The sequence below is a fragment of the Streptomyces sp. NBC_01288 genome (genome assembly GCF_035982055.1).
In the GTDB taxonomy this organism is placed as follows: domain Bacteria; phylum Actinomycetota; class Actinomycetes; order Streptomycetales; family Streptomycetaceae; genus Streptomyces.
In genome coordinates, this window is the sequence record NZ_CP108427.1 from 883,918 (window position 1) to 904,142 (window position 20,225).

17 protein-coding genes are annotated in these 20,225 nt (G+C 68.8%); 5 read left to right on the forward strand and 12 right to left on the reverse strand.

The window, feature by feature from the left end; genetic code table 11:
• Positions 1-66 precede the first annotated feature (66 nt).
• A complete protein-coding gene (locus OG194_RS04045; RefSeq protein ID WP_327399432.1) occupies positions 67-675 on the reverse strand; it encodes a TetR/AcrR family transcriptional regulator in 609 nt (202 codons plus the stop codon).
• 118 nt (positions 676-793) lie between these two features.
• Between OG194_RS04045 and OG194_RS04050 the strand changes: the two genes are divergently transcribed.
• Positions 794-2,326, forward strand: coding sequence for a cytochrome P450 (locus tag OG194_RS04050; protein ID WP_327399433.1), 1,533 nt, complete (start codon positions 794-796; stop codon positions 2,324-2,326).
• Here OG194_RS04050 and OG194_RS04055 read toward each other — a convergent pair.
• Together OG194_RS04055 and sigJ are read right to left on the reverse strand one after the other, a co-directional pair.
• Positions 2,288-3,118, reverse strand: a complete 831-nt coding sequence (locus OG194_RS04055; protein ID WP_327399434.1) for a pentapeptide repeat-containing protein — start codon at positions 3,116-3,118, stop codon at positions 2,288-2,290. The two genes, OG194_RS04050 and OG194_RS04055, sit on opposite strands and share 39 nt — an antisense overlap.
• 5 nt (positions 3,119-3,123) lie before the next feature.
• Entirely contained in the window at positions 3,124-4,029 is a 906-nt protein-coding gene (gene sigJ, locus OG194_RS04060) for an RNA polymerase sigma factor SigJ (RefSeq protein WP_327399435.1), read from the reverse strand.
• A 253-nt stretch (positions 4,030-4,282) separates the two neighbouring features.
• On the opposite strand from sigJ, the gene OG194_RS04065 reads away from it, so the two are divergent.
• Positions 4,283-5,296 carry a carbon-nitrogen hydrolase family protein gene (locus OG194_RS04065; RefSeq protein WP_327399436.1) on the forward strand — a complete coding sequence of 338 codons (1,014 nt, stop codon included), beginning with the start codon at positions 4,283-4,285 and terminating at the stop codon, positions 5,294-5,296.
• Positions 5,297-5,338: 42 nt separating this feature from the next.
• Here OG194_RS04065 and OG194_RS04070 read toward each other — a convergent pair whose 3' ends face one another.
• From OG194_RS04070 to OG194_RS04110, 9 genes are all read right to left on the reverse strand, one after another.
• A complete protein-coding gene (locus OG194_RS04070) occupies positions 5,339-5,965 on the reverse strand; it encodes an FxLYD domain-containing protein (RefSeq protein WP_327399437.1) in 627 nt (208 codons plus the stop codon).
• Between the two features lie 89 nt (positions 5,966-6,054).
• Positions 6,055-7,359, reverse strand: a complete 1,305-nt coding sequence (locus tag OG194_RS04075; protein ID WP_327399438.1) for an alpha/beta fold hydrolase — start codon at positions 7,357-7,359, stop codon at positions 6,055-6,057.
• Positions 7,360-7,470: 111 nt separating this feature from the next.
• Entirely contained in the window at positions 7,471-8,496 is a 1,026-nt protein-coding gene (locus OG194_RS04080; RefSeq protein WP_327399439.1) for a LacI family DNA-binding transcriptional regulator, read from the reverse strand.
• A gap of 88 nt (positions 8,497-8,584) precedes the next feature.
• The gene (locus OG194_RS04085) at positions 8,585-9,997 is read right to left on the reverse strand and encodes a BNR repeat-containing protein (RefSeq protein WP_327399440.1); all 1,413 of its coding nucleotides are present in this window, start codon (positions 9,995-9,997) and stop codon (positions 8,585-8,587) included.
• Positions 9,998-10,016: 19 nt separating this feature from the next.
• Positions 10,017-10,337: an L-rhamnose mutarotase gene (locus OG194_RS04090; protein WP_033278944.1), complete on the reverse strand. Its 321-nt coding sequence runs from the start codon at positions 10,335-10,337 to the stop codon at positions 10,017-10,019.
• Between the two features lie 32 nt (positions 10,338-10,369).
• Positions 10,370-11,452 (reverse strand): rhamnose ABC transporter substrate-binding protein, encoded by a 1,083-nt coding sequence (gene rhaS / locus OG194_RS04095; RefSeq protein ID WP_327399441.1) that lies wholly within the window; start codon positions 11,450-11,452, stop codon positions 10,370-10,372.
• Positions 11,453-11,556: 104 nt separating this feature from the next.
• Entirely contained in the window at positions 11,557-12,531 is a 975-nt protein-coding gene (locus OG194_RS04100) for an ABC transporter permease (protein ID WP_327399442.1), read from the reverse strand.
• Positions 12,524-13,564 carry an ABC transporter permease gene (locus OG194_RS04105; RefSeq protein WP_327399443.1) on the reverse strand — a complete coding sequence of 347 codons (1,041 nt, stop codon included), beginning with the start codon at positions 13,562-13,564 and terminating at the stop codon, positions 12,524-12,526. Before OG194_RS04105 ends, OG194_RS04100 begins: the two co-directional genes overlap by 8 nt.
• Before the next feature lie 43 nt (positions 13,565-13,607).
• On the reverse strand, positions 13,608-15,125 hold the full coding sequence (locus OG194_RS04110) for a sugar ABC transporter ATP-binding protein (protein WP_327399444.1): 1,518 nt from the start codon (positions 15,123-15,125) through the stop codon (positions 13,608-13,610).
• Between the two features lie 262 nt (positions 15,126-15,387).
• Here OG194_RS04110 and rhaI point away from each other — a divergent pair, with 262 nt between their 5' ends.
• The 3 genes from rhaI to OG194_RS04125 all read left to right on the forward strand — a co-directional run bounded on the left by rhaI (position 15,388) and on the right by OG194_RS04125 (position 20,162).
• Positions 15,388-16,548: an L-rhamnose isomerase gene (gene rhaI / locus OG194_RS04115; protein WP_327399445.1), complete on the forward strand. Its 1,161-nt coding sequence runs from the start codon at positions 15,388-15,390 to the stop codon at positions 16,546-16,548.
• A gap of 114 nt (positions 16,549-16,662) precedes the next feature.
• Complete coding sequence (locus OG194_RS04120; RefSeq protein ID WP_327399446.1) at positions 16,663-18,702, forward strand: bifunctional aldolase/short-chain dehydrogenase; 2,040 nt, start codon at positions 16,663-16,665, stop codon at positions 18,700-18,702.
• An 8-nt stretch (positions 18,703-18,710) separates the two neighbouring features.
• Positions 18,711-20,162 (forward strand): rhamnulokinase, encoded by a 1,452-nt coding sequence (locus OG194_RS04125; protein WP_327406971.1) that lies wholly within the window; start codon positions 18,711-18,713, stop codon positions 20,160-20,162.
• The last annotated feature ends 63 nt before the right edge of the window (positions 20,163-20,225 follow it).

A 20,225-nucleotide genomic window follows, 5' to 3' on the forward strand; every position in this document is an offset into this window, starting at 1 on the left:
CAACCACGCCACGCAATCTCTCCACCAAGTCGTCCAGGACGAGTTCCGGGCGGCTCCAGGACGAGTTCAGGGCGAGATGACGCCCAACAGCGCCCGCGCGCACAGATCGCGCACCTGCTCCCGGCTCAACTCCGGCCCCCGCAGCCACTCCAGACAGACGGCGGTGGTGAAGGCCAGCCACCCGCGCACCGCGAGCTTCGCGTCGGGCCGCTCGGCCACGGCCGGCCCGAACTCGGGATCCGCGGCGAGCGCGGCGAGGATCTGCCGCTCCTGCGCCGCCAACGCCCGCTGATAGACCCGCCGTACGGTCTGATCCCCCGCCGCGTCGGCTCGGTGGAAGGCGCGGTAGCCGTGCGCGTGGGTGTGCACGTACTCCAGATACGTGTCGAGGGCGACGGCGAGCTGCTCACGGGCCGGCACTCCCGGCACGGCCTCCGTCATCCGCAGCATCCGCTCGCTCTCGCGCTCGACGACGGCCGCGAAGAAGTCCCGCTTGGTCGGGAAGTAGTGGTAGAGCAGCCCGCGGGAGACCCCGGCGATCTCGGCGACCTGCTCGATCCACACGTCGTCGTACGGATCCTCGGAGAACAACCGCGCGCCCACCGTGAGGAGTTGCTCCCGACGCTCCTCGGTGCTGAGCCGACGGCGCGTGCGCCCTCCCTGGTTCGCGGCCATTCCCGCACTTTACTTGACGTCGGTTCGCCGACGGGATCACACTGAAACACGTTATTGAACCGACGTACAACAGGCTCTGTGCCCCTCAACGGTCCGCAGGATCAAGGGAGATCGCGTCATGGCGGAGACGACGACGGCGACGCCGACCGCGCTGCCGAAGGGATTCCGGGGCGCCGAGCAGGGCTGGCCCCACCTCGACCGCATCCCGCATCCCCCGCGCCGGGTCCCGCTGCTCGGTGACGTCCTAGGTGCCGACCGCCGCACCCCCCTCCAGGACACGCTGCGCTACGCCCGTCAGCTGGGCCCGATCTTCCGGCGGAAGGCGTTCGGCAAAGAGTTCGTGTTCGTGTGGGGCGCCGATCTGGTCGCCGACATGGCGGACGAGTCGCGGTTCGCCAAGCATGTCGGTCTCGGGGTCGCGAACCTGCGGCCGGTCGCGGGGGACGGGCTGTTCACGGCGTACAACCACGAGCCCAACTGGCAGTTGGCGCACGACGTCCTGGCCCCCGGCTTCAGCCGCGAGGCGATGGCGGGCTACCACCCGATGATGCTGTCCGTGGCGGAGCGCCTCACCGACAGCTGGGACCGCGAACTGACGGCCGGACGCTCGGTGGACGTCCCCGCCGACATGACCAAGCTGACCCTGGAGACGATCTCGCGCACCGGCTTCGGCCATGACTTCGGCTCCTTCGAACGCGACCGCCCGCACCCCTTCGTGACGTCGATGGTGGGCACGCTCAGCTACGCACAGCGCCTCAACTCCGTGCCGTCGCCGCTGGCCCCGCTCCTGCTGCGCAGCGCAACTCGCCGCAACGAAGCGGACATCGCCTACCTCAACCGCACGGTCGACGAGATGGTGCGGACCCGCCGCGAGGCGAGCGGAACCGGCGACGGCGACCTCCTGGACCGCATGCTCGACACGAGCCACCCCGAGACCGGCGAACGCCTCTCCCCCGAGAACGTCCGCCGCCAGGTCATCACCTTCCTCGTCGCCGGCCACGAGACGACCTCGGGCTCCCTGTCCTTCGCCCTGCACTACCTCGCCCGCCACCCGGACATCGCGGCCCGCGCCCGCGCCGAGGTGGACCAGGTGTGGGGCGACACGCAGATCCCGGGCTACGAGCAGGTCGCCAAGCTGCGCTACGTCCGCCGGATCCTCGACGAGTCGCTGCGGCTCTGGCCGACGGCCCCCGCGTACGCCCGTGAGGCCACCCGTGACACCGAACTGACCGGGGTCCACCCGATGCGCCGGGGCGGCTGGGCGCTGATCCTCACGCCGATGCTGCACCGCGACCCCGAGGTGTGGGGCGCGGACGCCGAGGAGTTCGACCCGGACCGCTTCGACGCCAAGGCGGTACGCTCCCGCGCCCCGCACACCTTCAAGCCGTTCGGGACGGGCGCGCGGGCCTGCATCGGCCGCCAATTCGCCCTGCACGAGGCGACGTTGGTCCTGGGCCTGCTGCTGCGCCGCTACGAACTGCGCCCCGACCCGGCGTACCGCCTGCGTGTGACCGAACGTCTGACGCTGATGCCGGAGGGCCTGCGCCTGCACCTCGACCGCCGCACCACGGCAGCGGCCCCCGCACCGGTCACGGTCCCCGACGAGGCGCGGTCAGAGCCCCGCTGTCCAGTGCACGGGACGGACGACTGACTCCGGCAACCTGGTCCCGGCGCTCCCCCGGGCCGCGTTGACCTGCGGCTGGGTGAGGAAGAAGGCGCCGGTCAGATCCGCGTCCGTGAGATCGGCGTCCCGCATGTCGGCACCGATCAGATCCGCACCGCGCAGATCGGCCCCGGTGAGATCGGCGGCGATGAGGTAGGCACCGCGCAGATTGGCCCGGCTCAGATCGGCGCCCCTGAGCCGGGCACCCATGAGGTCGGCGCCCCGCCGCTCCTTCTTCTTGCCCCGCGCCCCGGCCCGCACCAGCTCACTGCTCCGGAGCAGCAGCACGTTGACCTCCTGCCGATGCGCGCCCACGTCCAGCGCGGCGAGTTCTTCGGGCGTCCCGCGCGTGAGTTCCTCGGTACGGCCGAGGGCCCGGCGCAGGTCGGGGTGGACCGGGCCGGCGGCGGGCAGGGTGAGCGCTTCGGTCAGGTACCAGAGCAGTTCGTGAAGCTGCCGTACGACGGGGAACACGTCGAACATCCGCCGGGCCTGCTCCCGGGGAGCCGTGCGCCAGTCCTGGCCGGCGAAGGTGACCTGCGAGACCCGCTGCCCGGCGCCGAAGCAGTCGTAGACCGTGCAGCCGGTGAAGCCACTGGGCCGGAGCTTCGCGTGGATTCCGCAGCGGTGGTCGCCCTGAAGATTCGGGCACGGCGTCCCGGCGGCCTTGTCGAGCGCGAAGTCGGCCGAGGTGGCGAACGGCAGTGCCACACAGCACAGGCCGAAGCAGCGCTCGCAGTCGCCGCGGAGGTCGGAGCGGGCCGCTATGTGATCTTCCATGCCGTTCAGCGTACTGACCTGCTCACATCGAGGCGCGCCAGCCGATCCGGGTCGGACAGGATGTACATCTCGGTGATCCGGCCGTCGGCGACGGTGACGCCCATGACCGAGAGGACCTGTCCCTCGGGAGCGTTGACGACGCCCACCGTGCCGTTGACGAGGGCGAGTTGGGCGTAGCGGGCGAACGGGGCGAACATGAGCGCCTGTTCGGCGACCGCGCCCGCGCCGCGCATCGACTTGGACGCGGCGGCGCCCCGCACGAGGGCTCCGGAGTCGGCGCGCAGGGCCACGTCCGGGTGGAGGAGGGCTACGAGGGCGTCGAAGTCGCCCTCGCGGGCGGCGGCGAGGAAGGCCTCGACGATCTCGCGCTGGCGGGCGAGGTCGGGGGCGGTCGACGGGCTCGCGCCCTGGACTCGGCGGCGGGCCCTGCTGGCCAGTTGGCGGGTGGCGGCCGAGCCGCGTTCCACGATCGGGGCGATGTCGTCGAAGGGCACCGCGAACAGGTCGTGCAGGACGAACGCGAGCCGTTCGGCGGGTTCCAGGGTCTCCAGGACGACGAGGAGGGCGAGGCCCACCGAGTCGGCGTGGAGTACCTCCTCCTCCGGGTCCAGCTCCGTGAACGGTCTGATCAAGGGGTCGGGGACGAAGGTCTCGGCGAAGGCCTCGTCCATGGGGTCCTCGCGGCGTGACGTACGGGAGCGCAGCAGGTCGAGGCAGACCCGGCCGACGACCGTGGTCAGCCAGCCGCCGAGGTTCCTGATGTCGTCCGCGTCGGTCCGGCTGAGCTTCAGCCACGTCTCCTGGACGGCGTCCTCCGCCTCCGGCACCGAGCCCAGCATGCGGTAGGCGACCGCGCGCAGCCGGCCCCGGTGCTCCTCGAAGCGGTCGGCCAGAAGTTCCTCGTCGTTCATACCGCCCCCGTCGTGGATTTCTCGCCGGCGGCCGGTCGTCGGACGGCTCGCTGGACGTACTGAAGGATATTGACGGAGCCCGCACGCGACGGCATGATGACCGACTGCGTGGCCTACGCCGAACCTCCCACGACCGTCCCCGGCACGGTCTCCCAGCGGAGGCAAAGGGACCAGTGTCTCAGGTCGTTGTCGCAGCCCGATCGCCTCGGGCGGGGTTGCCGGGGAGCCGTCGCTCAAGGCGTGGAAGGCCGCGATGACAGCCCGTAGGAACTTCAAGCGCCAGGTGCGCGCCCGCGCCGCCAAGACCGGCGAGTCCTATACGACCGCCCTCCGGCACTTCCGTCCGACTCCATCAGGAGACGTCATGCCGGAAGCAAGGAACACCAGGAGCGTGCGGCTCGCCGTGGCGCAGACCCCCGTACGCGAAGACCCCCGAGACGTCGAAGCGCTGCGCGAGAGCGGGCGTGAGGTCCGTGCGCTGATGCGCGAGGCCAGTGCTCAGGGGGCGCGGATCACGCACTTCCCGGAAGGCGCGATCTGCTTTCCCAACAAGTTCGTCATGTCCGTCGACGGCCCGGACGCGGTCGGCCCGGCGGACTGGGACCGGTGCCAATGGCCGGTTCTCCAGGCGGAGTTGGCCGCGATCGCCGAGCTGGCCGGCGAGCTGCGGTTGTGGACGGTGGTCCCATCGGTGCACCGCCTGACGGGCCCGAACCGTCCGCACAACAGCCTCTACGTCATCTCCGATCGCGGCGAGGTCGTCACGCGCTACGACGAGCGCCTGCTGTCGAGGACGAAGGTCTCGTACATGTACTCGCCGGGCGTCTCACCGGTGACCTTCGAGGTCGACGGGATGCGCTTCGGCTGCCTGCTCGGCATGGAGATCCACTACCCGGAACTGTTCGCGGAGTACGAGGAGTCGGACGTCGGCTGCGTCCTGTTCTCGACCAGCGGCACCCCGGGCAACATCGCCGCCCAGGCCCAGGGCCATGCCGCGGTCAACAGCTACTGGGTGAGCCTGTCGGTGCCCGCGCAGCACAGCGGCACCGCACCGTCCGGGATCGTCGCTCCCAACGGGCACTGGCTCGCGCGGTGCCCCTCGGACGACTCGGCGTCGGTGGCCTTCGTGAACCTCGACGACAGTTCGGAGGCCGCCGCCGACGCGGTGACCTACGGCCGTCCCTGGCGTCGTGAGGCACGCGCGGGCGTCTACACCGAGCACCGGGTGACCGACCCGCGCAGCGAGGACAGGACGGCGGCCTTCTAGCCCGGAAGGGGAATCCGGTGCCTCGTCGAGGCACCGGATTTCTCAATAGCGTTGCGCCTTCGCCAACTTGGGGGTCAGCACCGGCTCCGGAGGCTGGGCGCTGATGGCGACGGGCTGGGCCTTCGCGCCGGGGGCGAGGTTCTCGGCGCCGACGTAACGGGTCTCCACCACCTTCCCCGAGGAGTCGAGGAAGTCGACCTGGACGGCGTAGGACGCCTTCTTGTCGGTCTTGTTGGTGATGGTGACGAGGACGGCGAGCAGGCCGCCGGTCTGGGCGCGCGGTTTGCCGGTCATGGCCACGTCCGACATCGCGTTGCCCTGGCCCTTGACGTCCTTCAGCTCGTTCTGGGCGTCCTTGCTCGCGCGGGCCACCTCGGACGACACGGAGGCCTCGAAGGAGGACGCGGCGGCCGATGCGGAGGACGCGGCGGCGGAGGCCTGCGCGCGGGCCGACGCGACCGCCGAAGACGCGGCCGACTTCAGGGCCGACGGTGTCATGCCCGAGAAGGAGGCCGTGTCCGGGGTGGAAGCCTGCGAGCTGCTGCCGGAGCTGTCGTTGTCGTCGCCGCACGACACCAGCGCGACCGTGCTCGCCGCGACGACGGCGAGGACCAGGGCGGCCGGGCGCCCCCGGCGGAGCGACTTGCTGTTCAGTGGCTTGGTATTCATCGAAATAAACCATATGCCGGACATTTCGACACTGCATGTCCTCGACGGCCACCCGGTGGAGCCCGCGCGCCGGCCGCAGAGCCGCTGCCTTACGCCTCGTCCCGTGTCAGAGCGAGCAGGCGGTCCAGGACCCGCGGGCCGCCCGCCCGTACCCCGTCGTGCTCGAACTCGTCGGTGACCCAGGTGCGCAGGCCGCGGATCCCGCGGGCGGTCCGGAGGGAGTGGGTCGCGTCGACGTACATGTCGTCGTGGTAGACGGCCGCGGCGACCGGGACCTCGTTGGCGGCCAGGCGTGCGGGGTCGTAGAGGGGCTGCCAGTCGGTGTGAGCGGCGAGGAGTTCGGCGGTGTCGCGGAGCGGGCGCAGGGCGGGGTCGCAGTCGAACATCCAGGGGTGGATGGACTCGCCGGTGAAGAGGAGGGGGCTGTCGCCGGCCAGGGTCTTGGCCGCGTCGAACTGCGGGAACTCGGCGCGGACCCGCTCCGCCGACCAGGCGGTGGGGCGGCTGTCCTGGCCGTAGACCGACTCGTGGACGAGGGCGTAGAGGGGGTGGCCGGCGTAGGAGAGGGAGTTCTGGACCTCTTCCTGGAACGCGTCGGAGAGTTCGTGGCCGCTCGGGGTGCGGACGAAGGCGTTCTCCAGGAGGAAGTGGAGGCGGTGGCTGCCGTCGCTGCCGCCGAGCATGATGCCGAGGGACTGGAAGGCCTCGGCGGTGAGCCGGTAGCCGTTGGGCAGGACCGGCTCGTGCCGCATCAGGTGCTCGGCGATGCGGCGGGCGCGGTCCACGTCCTGCGGATAGCGGTCGTAGTGGGCGGCGACCTTGCGCTCGATGCGCGGGTAGGCGGCGCGGTAGACGTCGTCGGCGTGGGCGTCGAGGGACGGGAGGCCGCCGGTGAGGACGGCGGCGCGCAGGCCTTCGGGGGCGGTGGACAGGTAGTTCACCGCGCAGAAGCCGCCGAAGCTCTGGCCGAGAACGGTCCAGGGGGCGCCGCCGGTGAGGGCCGGGCGGATCGTCTCGCAGTCCCGGACGATCGAGTCGGCGCGGAAGTGCGTGAGGTGCTCGGCCTGCTCGGCGGGGCCGCCGCGGAGCGGGAGCGTCTGCCGGGTGAGCGGGGTGGAGTGGCCGGTGCCGCGCTGGTCCAGGAGGAGGACGCGGTACTCGTCGAGCGCGCGGTCGAGCCAGGCCTGCCTACCGACGAAACGATTCGCCCCGAAACCGGGTCCACCCTGGAGATAGAGCAGCCACGGCAGGTCCTCACGGTGCGCCTTGTCGCTCGCGACGACCTCACGGGCGTAGAGCTCGATGGTCTCGCCCGTGGGGTCCTCGTGGTCGAGGGGCACGGTGAAGTGGCGGTCGGTGAGGACGACGCCGGGCTGGCGGTAGCTGACGGACAACGGGTCTCCTGGGACGGACGATTTACGGGCCGCGTCACATCTCAGCACATGCGCGTCCGATATCCGACCCCCTGGATCATGAAATCCTACGGATCACTACTGACCGACCGATCAGCGGGCGGCCAGGCTGGAGCGGCGCACCACCAGTTCCGGCTGGAGCACGACCCGCCGGTGCTCGTGCGGACGCGCGGCGGTCTCCGCCTCCGTCTCCTCCAGGAGCAGCTCGGCGGCCAACGCGCCCATGGTGACGGCCGGTTGGCGCACCGAGGTGAGCGGTACGGCCGCCGCCGCGGCGAACTCGATGTCGTCGTAGCCGACGATCGCGAGGTCGTCGGGGACGCCGACCCCGGCCGCGTACATGGCCTGGAGCACGCCGAGGGCGAGGAGGTCGTTCGCGCAGAAGACCGCCGTGGGCCGGTCGGCGAGGCCGAGCAGCCGGGCGCCGGCATCGCGCCCAGATGCCACGTCGAGCCGGTCGGTGGGCAGTTCGCGCAGCGTGTCCGGGTCGAGACCGGCCTCGGCGAGCGCGTTCTTCGCGCCCGTACGGCGGTCCCGCACCTGGTTGAAGCCGGGCGGGCCACTGACGTAAGCGATCGAGCGATGCCCGGCGTCGATCAGGTGCCGTACGGCGAGCGCGCCGCCGGCGACATCGTCGACGGAGACCGAGCACTCGGTGGTGCCCTCGGCGACCCGGTCGACGAGCACGAAGGGGATGCCGTGCCGGCGGAACGACTCGATGTTGCGTCCGGTCGCGTCGGCCGGGGTCAACAGCACGCCCCGCACCCGCTGTTCGGCGAAGAGGGACAGGTAGTCGGCCTCCTCGACGGGGCTCTGCGCGCTGTTGCAGACCATCACGCCGAGCCCCGATTCACGCGCGGCCCGCTCGGCGCCGCGCGCCACGTCCACGAAGAACGGGTTGCCCATGTCGAGGACGAGCAGCCCCATGATCCGGCTGCGCCCGGCGCGCAACTGGCGCGCGGACTCGCTGCGGACATAGCCGAGGCGGTCGATCGCGGACAGCACCCGGGCCCGGGTCTCCGTGGCGACGGTGTCCGGGCGGTTGATGACGTTCGAGACCGTGCCGACGGAGACTCCGGCGGCGCGGGCGACGTCCTTGATACCCACCGGCTGGGCCATCAGGCGGAGACCTCCAGGGTGACATGGGGCGGCGGGCAGGTCTTCACATTACCGCCATGACCTGTGCCGACTCCTGCGGCGGCGCCGCTCACGCCGGGAGGGCGAAGTCGACGACGTGGAGTGCCGAGGGGGTCGTACCGCTCGACTTCTCCTGGTACATGAACGACAGCACGTTGTCCGCCTTCACCCGTGGCTCGTCGACGACGACCTCACCGAACGCGTTCAGGCCGCTCCCGTCGTACAGCAGCGCCCAGTCGGTGTATCCGGAGGCCTTCGAAGCGCCCGCGACACGGCCGTAGGGCAGCACCGCGTAGGCGTTGTCGTACTTGTCCAGGACCAGCTTGGTGCGCTGGCTGGAGTTGAGGGCGACCGGGATCTCCGTCTTCTGCCAGGTCCCGGCGGAGTTCTTGCGGACGTGGAAGGCGCGCCCGTTGGCGGTGCGGTCGGTGACGTAGTCGGTGGTGCACTGGCCGAAGCGGCCGGGGACGTAGCTGATGATCGCGTGCGGGAGGCCGGTCGAGTCGGTGGACTGGCTCTCCTGGTTCATCAGGGAGTGGTCGGGGTCGAGCGGGTCGACGACCAACCCGGCGTCCGTGACGGCCACGGTGTTCGAACTACCCGTCGTTCCTACGGCAGTTCCGGCGTCGTTGCGCCAACTGCGGCCCCGGTCGGTCGAGTAGACGTAGCCGGTGTCGTGGTTGGTGATGCCGCCGCTGTTGCACATCACGGCGGCGGACTGCTCGCGCCAGGTGAAGAAGGAGTGCAGTCGGCCGTTGACGTCGTAGTCGATGCCGTGCAGGTACATGTTGCGGGCGGTGCTGGAGCCGTGCGCGCTGGTGTAGGTGCCGGTCGAGCTGCTCCACTCCCCCAGCGCCGTCCAGGTCGAACCGTCGTACTCCGCAAGGGCGTTGCGTCCGTTGCCGGAGATCCCGACACGATAGCTGAGTTGCAGCTTGCCTTCAGGGGTGGCGATGAACTGAGGATAGGTGAACTGGGTGGTGAGGGCGAGTCCGTCCAGTGATGTCTGTACGGCGCCGAGGACGGCCGAAGTCCAGGCGGTGGACGCCGGGTTGTCGAGAAGGCCGGCGACCGACTTGACGTAGAAGAAGCCGTCGCTGTGGGAATCCATGTCGAGGTGAAGACGGCCGTCGACGCGGGAGACGCCCATGGAGATGACGTTGTGGGAGTCGTCGCTCTTGAGGGTGTGGGAGAGGGTGATCGTGGACCAGGTGGAACCGCCGAGGACGCGGCGGGCGACGACGGCGTGCTTGGTGGCGGTGTACCAGACCGCGTACTGGTAGCCCTTGTAGGTCAACAGGCCGTTCTTCTGGAACGAGTTGTTGTTGACCAGGCCGTCGTACGAGACGAAGTAGACGGCCTGGGCGTCGAGTTGGGTGGTGCTCTTCTTGGTGACGGACGGGCCGGGGTCGGCCGCCCGTGCGATGCCCGGCGTTGCCACGGCCGCAAGTATGGCGGTCGTGAGCACGGCGCGTCTTCTCATGAACGGCTCCTGTGGGGGATCACGCGAGGTGGAAGACCTCGGTGAGGGGCTTCATCGCCTCGTCGGGACGGGCGCCGTCCAGGGACTCGAAGAACGGCGCCATCTCCGCCTGCCAGCGGGAGTTGATGTCGGTGGCTTCCATGCCGGCCTGGGCGGCGGCGAAGTCCTCGGTCTCCAAGTAGCCGACCAGCAGGCCGTCTTCACGCAGGAAGAGCGAGTAGTTGTGCCAGCCGGTGGCCGAGAGCGCGTCGAGCATCTCGGGCCACACGGCGGCGTGCCGCTCGCGGTACTCGTCGAGGCGGTCCGCCCGAACCTTCAGCAGAAAGCACACACGCTGCATCAACAGCCCTCCGGTTTAAGGGACTTCGGCTACTAGAAGTTGAACTGGTCGATGTTCTTCGCGTCGAACACGGTCGGCTTGCCGAGGCTGATCACGCCGTCCTTGCCGATGGTGTACGACGTCCCGCCGGCCTTGAAGGTCTCGCCCTCCTTGCCGGTGATCTGCCCCGACACGAGCGCCACCGCCGTCTGCGCGGCGAGGGCGCCGAGCTTCGCCGGGTCCCACAACTCGAAGCCGTCGACGGTGCCGTTCTTGACGTACTTGCGCATGTCGTTGGGGGTGCCGAGGCCGGTCAGCTTGACCTTGCCCTTGTACTTGGAACCGGACAGGTACTGGGCGGCGGCCTTGATGCCGACGGTGGTCGGGGAGATGATCCCCTTCAGGTTCGGGTGTTCCTGGAGGAGACCCTGGGTCTGCTGGAAGGACTGCTGGGCGTCGTCGTTGCCGTAGGCGACCTTGACCAGCTTGATGTTCTTGTACTTCGGGTCCTTCAGCTCCTCCTTCATGAAGCCGATCCAGGTGTTCTGGTTCGTCGCGGTCTGCGCGGCCGACAGAATCGCGATCTCGCCCTTGTAGCCGATCTGCTGGGCGAGCAACTGCACCTCGGTGCGGCCGAGGTCCTCGGCGCTGGCCTGCGAGACGAAGGCGTTGCGGCACTCCGGGTTGGTGTCGGAGTCGTAGGTGACGACCTTGATCTTGTTGCTCATGGCCTGCTTGAGCGCGGTGCACAGCGCGCCCGGGTCCTGCGCGGACACGGCGATCGCGTTCACCTGCTGCTGGGTGAGCGTGTTGACGTAGGAGACCTGACCGGAGGTGTCGGTGGCACTGGTCGTGCCGACTTCCTTGTACTTCTCGCCCAGTTCGGTGAGCGCCTTCTCGCCGCCCTTGTCGGACGTGGTGAAGTACGGGTTGTTGACCGCCTTGGGCAGGAAGGCGACGGTGAGCCCCTTCTTGAGCGCGGCATTCGGATCGGCCTTGCCACCGGTGACGGCCGACCCGGTGTTCTCGTCCTTCACATCCTTCTTGGTGGTACCACCACAAGCGGTGGCGACAAGGGTGAGCGAAGTGACGGCAACGAGGGCGGCACAGGCCCGCCGAAGGGATGTTTTGCGCATGGCAGGGATTCCTTTGATACGAGGTTGAGTGATAGCGCCCCTTTTCAGGGGCGCGGGGAACGGCGCGACCAGCCACAACGGACTCGCAGCCGCCAACCGACCGACTAGGTGGATCGTGCCGCGGCCCGAGAGACAGCGACTTGCCGAGCAACCCGAGGCCCAAGTACCGAGACCACGAGCAGAACACCGGTGACAACGATCTGAGACTGCGCGGAAACATTCACCAGGCTCATCACGTTCTGCAACGCCCCGAGCAGAAACACCCCGGCGACCGCACCTCCCAACGTCCCCTTCCCACCGTCGAAATCGATCCCGCCGAGCAACACCGCGGCTACGACGGACAGTTCGAGCCCGGTCGCGTTGTCATACCGAGCACTGGCGTAGTGCAGCGCCCAGAACACCCCGGTGAGCGAGGCCATCAACCCCGTCACCGTGAACAGGATCAACTTCTGCCGCCGAACCCGAATACCGGCGAACCGCGCCGCTTCCACATTCGCCCCGATCGCGAACAACGACCGCCCGAACGGCGTCGCATGCAACACGACCACGGCGATCGCGAGCAACACGAGGAAGGGCAGAAAAGCCTGCGGAAGGAACGTGCCCCCGAGCCGCCCCGACGCGAAGTCCAGGTACTGCGTGGGGAAATCGGTCACCGCATCGGAGCCGAGAACGATCTGCGCGATCCCCCGATACGCGGCGAGCGTGCCGATCGTGACGGCGAGGGACGGCAGCCCCAGCCGGGTCACCAACAGCCCATTGATCAACCCGCAGACCACGCCCAGCAGCAGGCAGATCGGGATGATCGTCTCGATGGTCATCCCGTCGTTCCACAGCTTGCCCATCACCGCGCCCGACAGCCCCGCCGTGGAGGCGACCGAAAGATCGATCTCACCCGAGACGACCAGCAGCGTCATCGGCAGGGCGATCAGCGCGATGGGAAGGGTGTTGCCGATCAGGAACGACAGGTTCAGCGCGTTGCCGAAGCCGTCCACGAAGGAGAAGGAGAACAGCAGCAGGACGATGAGCAGGGCGCCGACGACCGTGTCCCAGCGGATCGCGCGCGTCAACGACTCAGGCATGGCGGGCGTTCCTCTTCTTCAGTGCGGTGGCCACACGCAGGGCGACGATCCGGTCGACGGCGATGGCGAGGATGAGCAGGATGCCGTTGATGGCGAGCACCCAGACGGAACTGACGCCGAGGGCGGGCAGCACGCTGTTGATGGAGGTCAGCAGGAGTGCGCCGAGGGCCGCGCCGTAGACGCTGCCGGAGCCGCCGGTGAAGACCACGCCACCCACAACCACCGCGCTGACGACGGTGAGTTCGTATCCGGTGCCGGTGCCGGAGTCGACGTTGCCGAAGCGGGCGAGGTACATCGCGCCGGCGAGTCCGGCGAGTCCGCCGCAGAAGGTGTACGCGGCGAGGATCCGCTTGCGGACGGGGATGCCGGCGAGCCGGGCGGCCTCGGGGTTGGAGCCGAGCGCGTACAACTCCCGTCCGCTGCCGAAGTGTTTGAGGTAGTAGGCGGTGGCGATCAGTACGGCGAGCGCGATCATCGCCAGCCAGGGCACGGCCGACAGGCCGCCGGAGCCGAAGTCCACGAATCCGCCCGGGAGATCGGCGGCGGTGATCTGCCGTGAGCCGACCCAGATGGAGTCGACGCCCCGGATGATGTAGAGCGTGCCGAGCGTGACGACCAGCGCGGGCACCTGCCCCAGACTGACCAACAGCCCGTTGACCAGGCCGAGTCCGACACCGAGCAGGACCGCCAGCAGGATCGCGATGACAGCGTTGCCACCACCTTGGAGATAGGTGCCGGTGGCGAAGGCGGTGATGCCGAGGGTGGAGCCGACGGACAGGTCGACGTTGCGGGTGATGACGACCAGCGACTGACCGGTGGCGACCAGCACCAGGATGGTCGCGTTGAGGAGCAGGTCCTTGATGCCCTGCTCGGACAGGAACTCGCTGTTGCCCGCCTGGGTGATGCCGATCATCACCAGGAAGACGACCAGGATGGCGAGTTCCCGCATCTTGAACACCCGGTCGACGAGCCGCGTGCTGCTCGACTCGGGCACTTCGGCGGCGGGCGCGGGATTGGGAGCCGTGACCGTCATACGGCGGCCCTCCCGAGAACGGCGATCGTCATGAAGGCGCTGCTCATGCGGCGGCCCTCCCGGTGGCTGCGGCCATCACGGTTTCCTCGGTGGCTTCGGAACGGGGGATCTCGGCGGTGAGGCGGCCCTCGTGCATGACGAGCACGCGGTCGGCCATGCCGAGGATCTCGGGCAGATCGGAGGAGATCATCAGGACGGCGACCCCGTCGGCGGCCAACTCGCTGAGCAGCCGGTGCACTTCGGCCTTGGTCCCGACATCGATGCCACGGGTCGGCTCGTCGACGATCAGCACCTTCGGGCCGGTGGCCAGCCACTTGGCGAGGACGACCTTCTGCTGGTTGCCGCCGGAGAGGGTGTTGACGGTGTCGGCGATCCGCGCGTACTTGACGTGCAGCTTCACCGCCCAGTCGAGGGAACGGCTGCGCTCGGCGCCCCGGTCGACGAGGCCGGCCCTGACGGTCGTCCGCAGGCCGGTCAGGCCGATGTTCCGCTCGATGGACATGTCCATCACCAGGCCCTGGGCGCGTCGGTCCTCGGGGACGAGGGCGAGCCCCGCTGCCATCGCGGTCGAAGGGGCGCCGTTCGTCAGCGACCTGCCGTCGACCTCGACCCCGCCGGCGTCCCACCGGTCGATGCCGAAGACGGCCCGCGCGACTTCGGTGCGGCCGGCGCCGACGAGTCCGGCGAGACCGACGATCTCTCCGCGCCGTACGTCGAAGGACACATCGGTGAAGACACCCTCGCGGGTCAACCGCTTGACGCTCAGGGCGACTTCACCGGGTTCGACGTCCTGCTTGGGGTACAGCTCGTCGAGATCGCGGCCGACCATGCGGCGTACGAGATCGTCCTCGGTCATCCCGTCGATGGGCTCGCTGGAGATCAGGGCGCCGTCGCGCAGGGTCGTGACGCGTTGGCAGATCTGGAAGATCTCCTCCAGGCGGTGCGAGATGAACAGGACGGCGGCGCCCTGTTCGCGCAGGGTGCGGACAACGCCGAAGAGGCGGGCCACCTCGCTGCCGGTGAGGGCGGCCGTCGGCTCGTCCATGATGAGGACGCGGGCGTCGAAGGAGAGCGCCTTGGCGATCTCCACGATCTGCTGGTCGGCGATGGACAGTCCGCGCGCCGGACGGTCGGGGTCCAGCTCGACGCCGAGCCGCTTCATCAGGGCCGCGGTCGCCGCGTAGGTGGCCTTGTGGTCGATACGGCCCAGCGCGCGGCGGGGCTGGCGGCCCATGAAGATGTTCTCGGCGATCGACAGGTCGGGGAAGAGCGTCGGTTCCTGGTAGATCACGGCGATACCCGCGTCGCGGGCGTCACCGGGGCCGTGGAAGAGGACGGGCGCGCCGTCGAGCAGCACCTGGCCGGCGTCGGGCCGGTGCACACCGGCGAGGGTCTTGATGAGAGTGGACTTGCCCGCGCCGTTCTCACCGGCGAGTGCGTGCACCTCACCGGGGAACAGTTCGAGGGACACGTCCCGCAGGGCGCGCACCGCGCCGAAGGACTTGGAGATGCCCTTGAGCGCGAGCACCGGGGCCGGACCCGCTTCTGACGGGTGGGTCATGAGGGGCTCCTCGACGACGCCGGCGGGTAGGCCCTCACAGCGTCGTGAAAGGTTTCAACTTGGTTGCCGGGACGTTAGGCGCGCCAGCCTTGTCACGTCAATGGGTCCGCCTCGAAAAACTTTCGATAGCCAAAGGTCACATTGGAGTCACGGGCCACAGGCTTCGCCGTAGGGCTTGACACCCCTTCGGGAGGCTCATAACTTCGCTCTCTGAATCGTTTCATACACACGCCGTTCCGTCGCACGTCACAGGAGCCCTCAAGTGACCGATCTCGCCGCGGTGAAGGCCGCTCTCCAGACCCAGGCAGTCGAGACGCCGTCGTGGGCGTACGGGAACTCGGGGACCCGATTCAAGGTCTTCGCCCAGGAGGGCGTTCCCCGGACTCCGCAGGAGAAGCTGGAGGACGCGGCGAAGGTCCACGAGTTCACCGGCGTGGCCCCTACGGTCGCCCTGCACATCCCGTGGGACCGGGTCGACGACTTCGGGGCGCTGGGGAAGTTCGCGGAGGACCACGGGCTGAAGCTCGGCGCGATCAACTCGAACACGTTCCAGGACGACGACTACCGGCTCGGAAGTGTGTGCCATCCCGATGCGGCGGTGCGGCGCAAGGCGCTGGATCATCTGCTGGAGTGTGTCGACATCATGGATGCGACGGGCTCCGCCGATCTGAAGTTGTGGTTCGCCGACGGGACGAACTATCCGGGGCAGGATGATCTTTCCGCGCGTCAGGATCGGTTGGCGGAGGCGCTCGCGGCCGTGTACGAGCGGCTTGGGGACGGGCAGCGGATGTTGCTGGAGTACAAGTTCTTCGAGCCGGCGTTCTATGCGACGGATGTGCCGGACTGGGGTACCGCGTACGCGCATTGTCTGAAGCTGGGGCCCAAGGCTCAGGTCGTGGTCGATACCGGGCATCATGCGCCTGGGACCAATATCGAGTTCATCGTGGCGACGTTGTTGCGGGAGGGGAAGCTCGGGGCGTTCGACTTCAACTCTCGGTTCTATGCGGACGATGATCTGATGGTGGGGGCGGCTGATCCGTTTCAGTTGTTCCGGATCATGTATGAGGTGATTCGGGGTGGGGGGTTCACCGCGGATGTTGCCTTCATGCTGGATCAGTGTCACAACATCGAGGCGAAGATTCCGGCGATCATTCGGTCGGTGATGAATGTGCAGGAGGCTACCGCCAAGGCGTTGCTGGTGGACCCTGTCGCCCTGGGTGCGGCTCAGCGGGCCGGTGATGTGTTGGAGGCGAATGCCGTGGTGATGGACGCGTATAACACTGACGTGCGGCCGTTGTTGAGGGAGTTGCGGGAGGAACAGGGGCTCGCCCCTGACCCGATTGCGGCGTATCGCTCCAGCGGGTGGCAGGAGCGGATTGTTGCTGAGCGGGTGGGGGGGCAGCAGGCTGGTTGGGGGGCGTAAGCGTCTGCCAGGTTCTGTTTGTTGCTGGGTGCGGGTCGTATGTGGCTGGTCGCGCAGTTCCCCGCGCCCCTGAAGGTAATGCGCTCGCCCTCTCTCGAAAAGGACTGGAAGTTCATGGGACCGCACCCCGAAGCTGATGCTCTCCTCTCTCGTTCCAATCGGCTTGGCTCCGATCCTCGTAATACCAACTACGCCGGCGGGAATACGTCCGCGAAGGGCACCGACACTGATCCCGTTACCGGGGGTGATGTCGAGTTGATGTGGGTCAAGGGGTCCGGAGGGGATCTCGGGACGCTCACCGAGGGTGGGCTGGCCGTGTTGCGGCTGGATCGGATGCGGGCGTTGGTCGACGTGTATCCGGGGGTGGAGCGCGAGGACGAGATGGTCGCCGCGTTCGACTACTGCCTGCATGGGAAGGGGGGTGCGGCGCCCTCGATCGACACCGCTATGCACGGGCTCGTGGATGCCGCTCATGTCGATCATCTGCATCCCGACTCGGGGATCGCGCTCGCTTGTGCCGCCGATGGGGAGAAGCTGACCGCCGAGTGTTTCGGGGACAGCGTGGTGTGGGTGCCCTGGCGACGGCCCGGGTTTCAGTTGGGGCTGGACATCGCCGCCGTCAAGGCCGCCAATCCGCAGGCCGTTGGGTGTGTGCTCGGGGGGCATGGGATCACCGCTTGGGGTGACACCTCTGAAGAGTGTGAGCGGAACTCTCTGCACATCATCCGTACCGCCGAGGCGTTTCTCGTCGAGCGGGGGAAGGCTGAGCCCTTCGGGCCCGTCGTCGAGGGGTACGGGGCGTTGGCCGAGGGTGAGCGGCGGGAGCGGGGGGCCGCGCTTGCGCCGTACGTTCGTGCTGTCGCCTCTCAAGACCGGCCGCAGGTCGGGCACTTCACCGATTCCGATGTCGTGCTTGATTTTCTCGCTCGGGCCGAGCATCCCCGGCTTGCCGCGCTCGGGACCTCGTGTCCCGACCACTTTCTGCGGACCAAGGTCAGGCCGCTCGTTCTCGATCTGCCGCCTACCGCTCCGCTGGACGAGGCGATCGCTCGGCTGAAGGAGCTGCATGCCGTCTACCGGGAGGAGTACGCCGCCTATTACCAGCGGCACGCTCTGCCCGACTCCCCCGCGATGCGTGGTGCCGATCCGGCGATCGTGTTGATCCCGGGTGTCGGGATGTTCTCCTTCGGCAAGGACAAGCAGACGGCGCGGGTGGCCGGCGAGTTCTACGTCAACGCCATCAACGTGATGCGTGGGGCCGAGGCCGCTTCTACGTACGCGCCGATCGAGGAGTCGGAGAAGTTCCGGATCGAGTACTGGGCGTTGGAGGAGGCCAAGCTTCAGCGGATGCCGAAGCCCAAGCCGCTTGCCACTCGGGTCGCGCTCGTCACCGGTGCGGGGAGTGGGATCGGGAAGGCCATTGCCCGGCGGTTGGTCGATGAAGGGGCTTGTGTTGTTGTCGCGGATCTCAACTCCGATAGTGCGCAGGCCGTTTCGGAGGAGCTCGGTGGGCCCGACAAGGCCGTTGCCGTCACCGTTGATGTGACGGACGAGGGGCAGATCGCCGATGCCTTCAAGGCTGCGCTGCTCGCCTTCGGCGGGGTCGATCTTGTCGTCAACAACGCGGGGATCTCCATCTCCAAGCCCCTGCTGGAGACTTCGGCCCGGGACTGGGATCTACAGCACGACATCATGGCCCGTGGTTCCTTCCTCGTCTCTCGTGAGGCCGCTCGGGCGATGATCGCGCAGGGGCTCGGGGGCGACATCCTGTACATCGCTTCCAAGAACGCCGTGTTCGCCGGGCCCAACAACATCGCGTACTCCGCGACCAAGGCCGACCAAGCCCATCAAGTACGGCTGCTCGCCGCCGAGTTGGGCGAGCACGGTATCCGGGTCAACGGGATCAACCCGGACGGTGTCGTGCGCGGGTCGGGCATCTTCGCGGGAGGTTGGGGTGCGCAGCGGGCGGCGACCTATGGGATCGAGGAGGAGAAGCTCGGTGAGTTCTACGCCCAGCGGACCATCCTCAAGCGTGAGGTGTTGCCGGAGCATGTCGCCAACGCCGTCTTCGCCCTCACCGGTGGGGACCTGACGCACACCACCGGGCTGCACATCCCGGTCGACGCCGGCGTTGCGGCCGCCTTCCTTCGGTGAGCGCTGACGTGAACGTGTACGCCGCGGTCGACCTCGGCGCGTCCAGTGGGCGGGTCATGGTCGGCCGTGTCGGGCCCGACTCCCTGGAGTTGGCGGAGGCCCATCGTTTCCCGAACCGGCCCGTTCGGACTCCTGAGGGGCTGCGCTGGGACATCCTCTCGCTGTACGCCGGTGTCCTGGACGGGCTCCGGGCAGCGGGTGCGGTCACCGGTGGGCGGCTCGACTCGGTCGGTATCGACAGTTGGGCCGTGGACTACGGGCTGTTGGACGCGGACGGGGCCTTGCTGGGCAATCCCGTGCACTATCGGGACGCCCGCACGGAGGGGGTCGCCGAGAAGGTGTGGGCCACCGTGCCCGCGAGTGAGTTGTACGCGTCGACCGGGTTGCAGTACGCGCCGTTCAACACGCTGTATCAGCTGACCGCCGCTCGCGACTCGGCCCAACTCGCGCACGCCGAACGGTTGTTGCTCGTCCCCGATCTCCTGTCGTACTGGCTCACCGGCGAGCAGGGCACCGAGCTGACCAACGCCTCCACCACCCAACTCATCGATCCCCGGACGCGCGACTGGGCGTACGACATCGCCTCGCGCCTCGGTATCGACCTCGGACTGTTCGCGCCCTTGCGGCAACCGGGCGATCCCGCGGGGGTGTTGCGGGATGAGGTGGTGGAGGAGACGGGGCTTCGGGGGCCTGTGCCGGTGACGGCGGTGGGGTCGCATGACACTGCGTCAGCTGTTGCCGCTGTTCCGGCGGTTGAGGAGCGGTTCGCCTATATCTGCACCGGTACCTGGTCGCTGGCCGGGCTGGAGCTGGACGCGCCCGTGCTCGGCGAGGCCAGCCGTGCCGCCAACTTCACCAATGAGTTGGGGCTCGACGGTACGGTCCGCTATCTGCGCAACATCATGGGGCTGTGGCTGCTCCAGGAGTGTGTACGGGCCTGGGGCGAGCCGGAGTTGGGCGAGTTGCTGCGCGGGGCGGCCCGGGTGCCGGCGCTGCGGTCGGTCGTCGACGCGGGGGACGCGGCGTTTCTGGCGCCGGGGCGGATGCCCGAGCGGATCTCCGATGCCTGTCGCGGTTCTGGGCAGCCTGTGCCGGAGTCCCGGGCCGAGATCACGCGCTGCATCCTCGACTCCCTCGCGCTCGCCCATCGGCGGGCGGTCACCGATGCCCAGGAACTCGCCGGGCATCCGGTGGACGTCGTGCACATCGTCGGGGGTGGTACCCGTAACGCCCTGTTGTGCCAACTGACCGCCGATGCCTGTGGGTTGCCGGTGATTGCCGGTCCCACGGAGGCTGCGGCCCTCGGCAACGTCCTCGTCCAGGCGCGGGCCCATGGGCTCGTGGGTGACCTGGCCGGGATGCGGGGGCTGCTCGCCCGTACGCAGCCGTCGACCCGTTACGAGCCTCAGGGCGACACCGCCCGGTGGCGGGCGGCGGAGGCCCGGCTCGCCGGGCGGTGAACCGAGGCTCGCCGAGAGGGTGCCCTCCGCTCGGCGGCCCGGCTCGGCACGCGGTCAACCGGG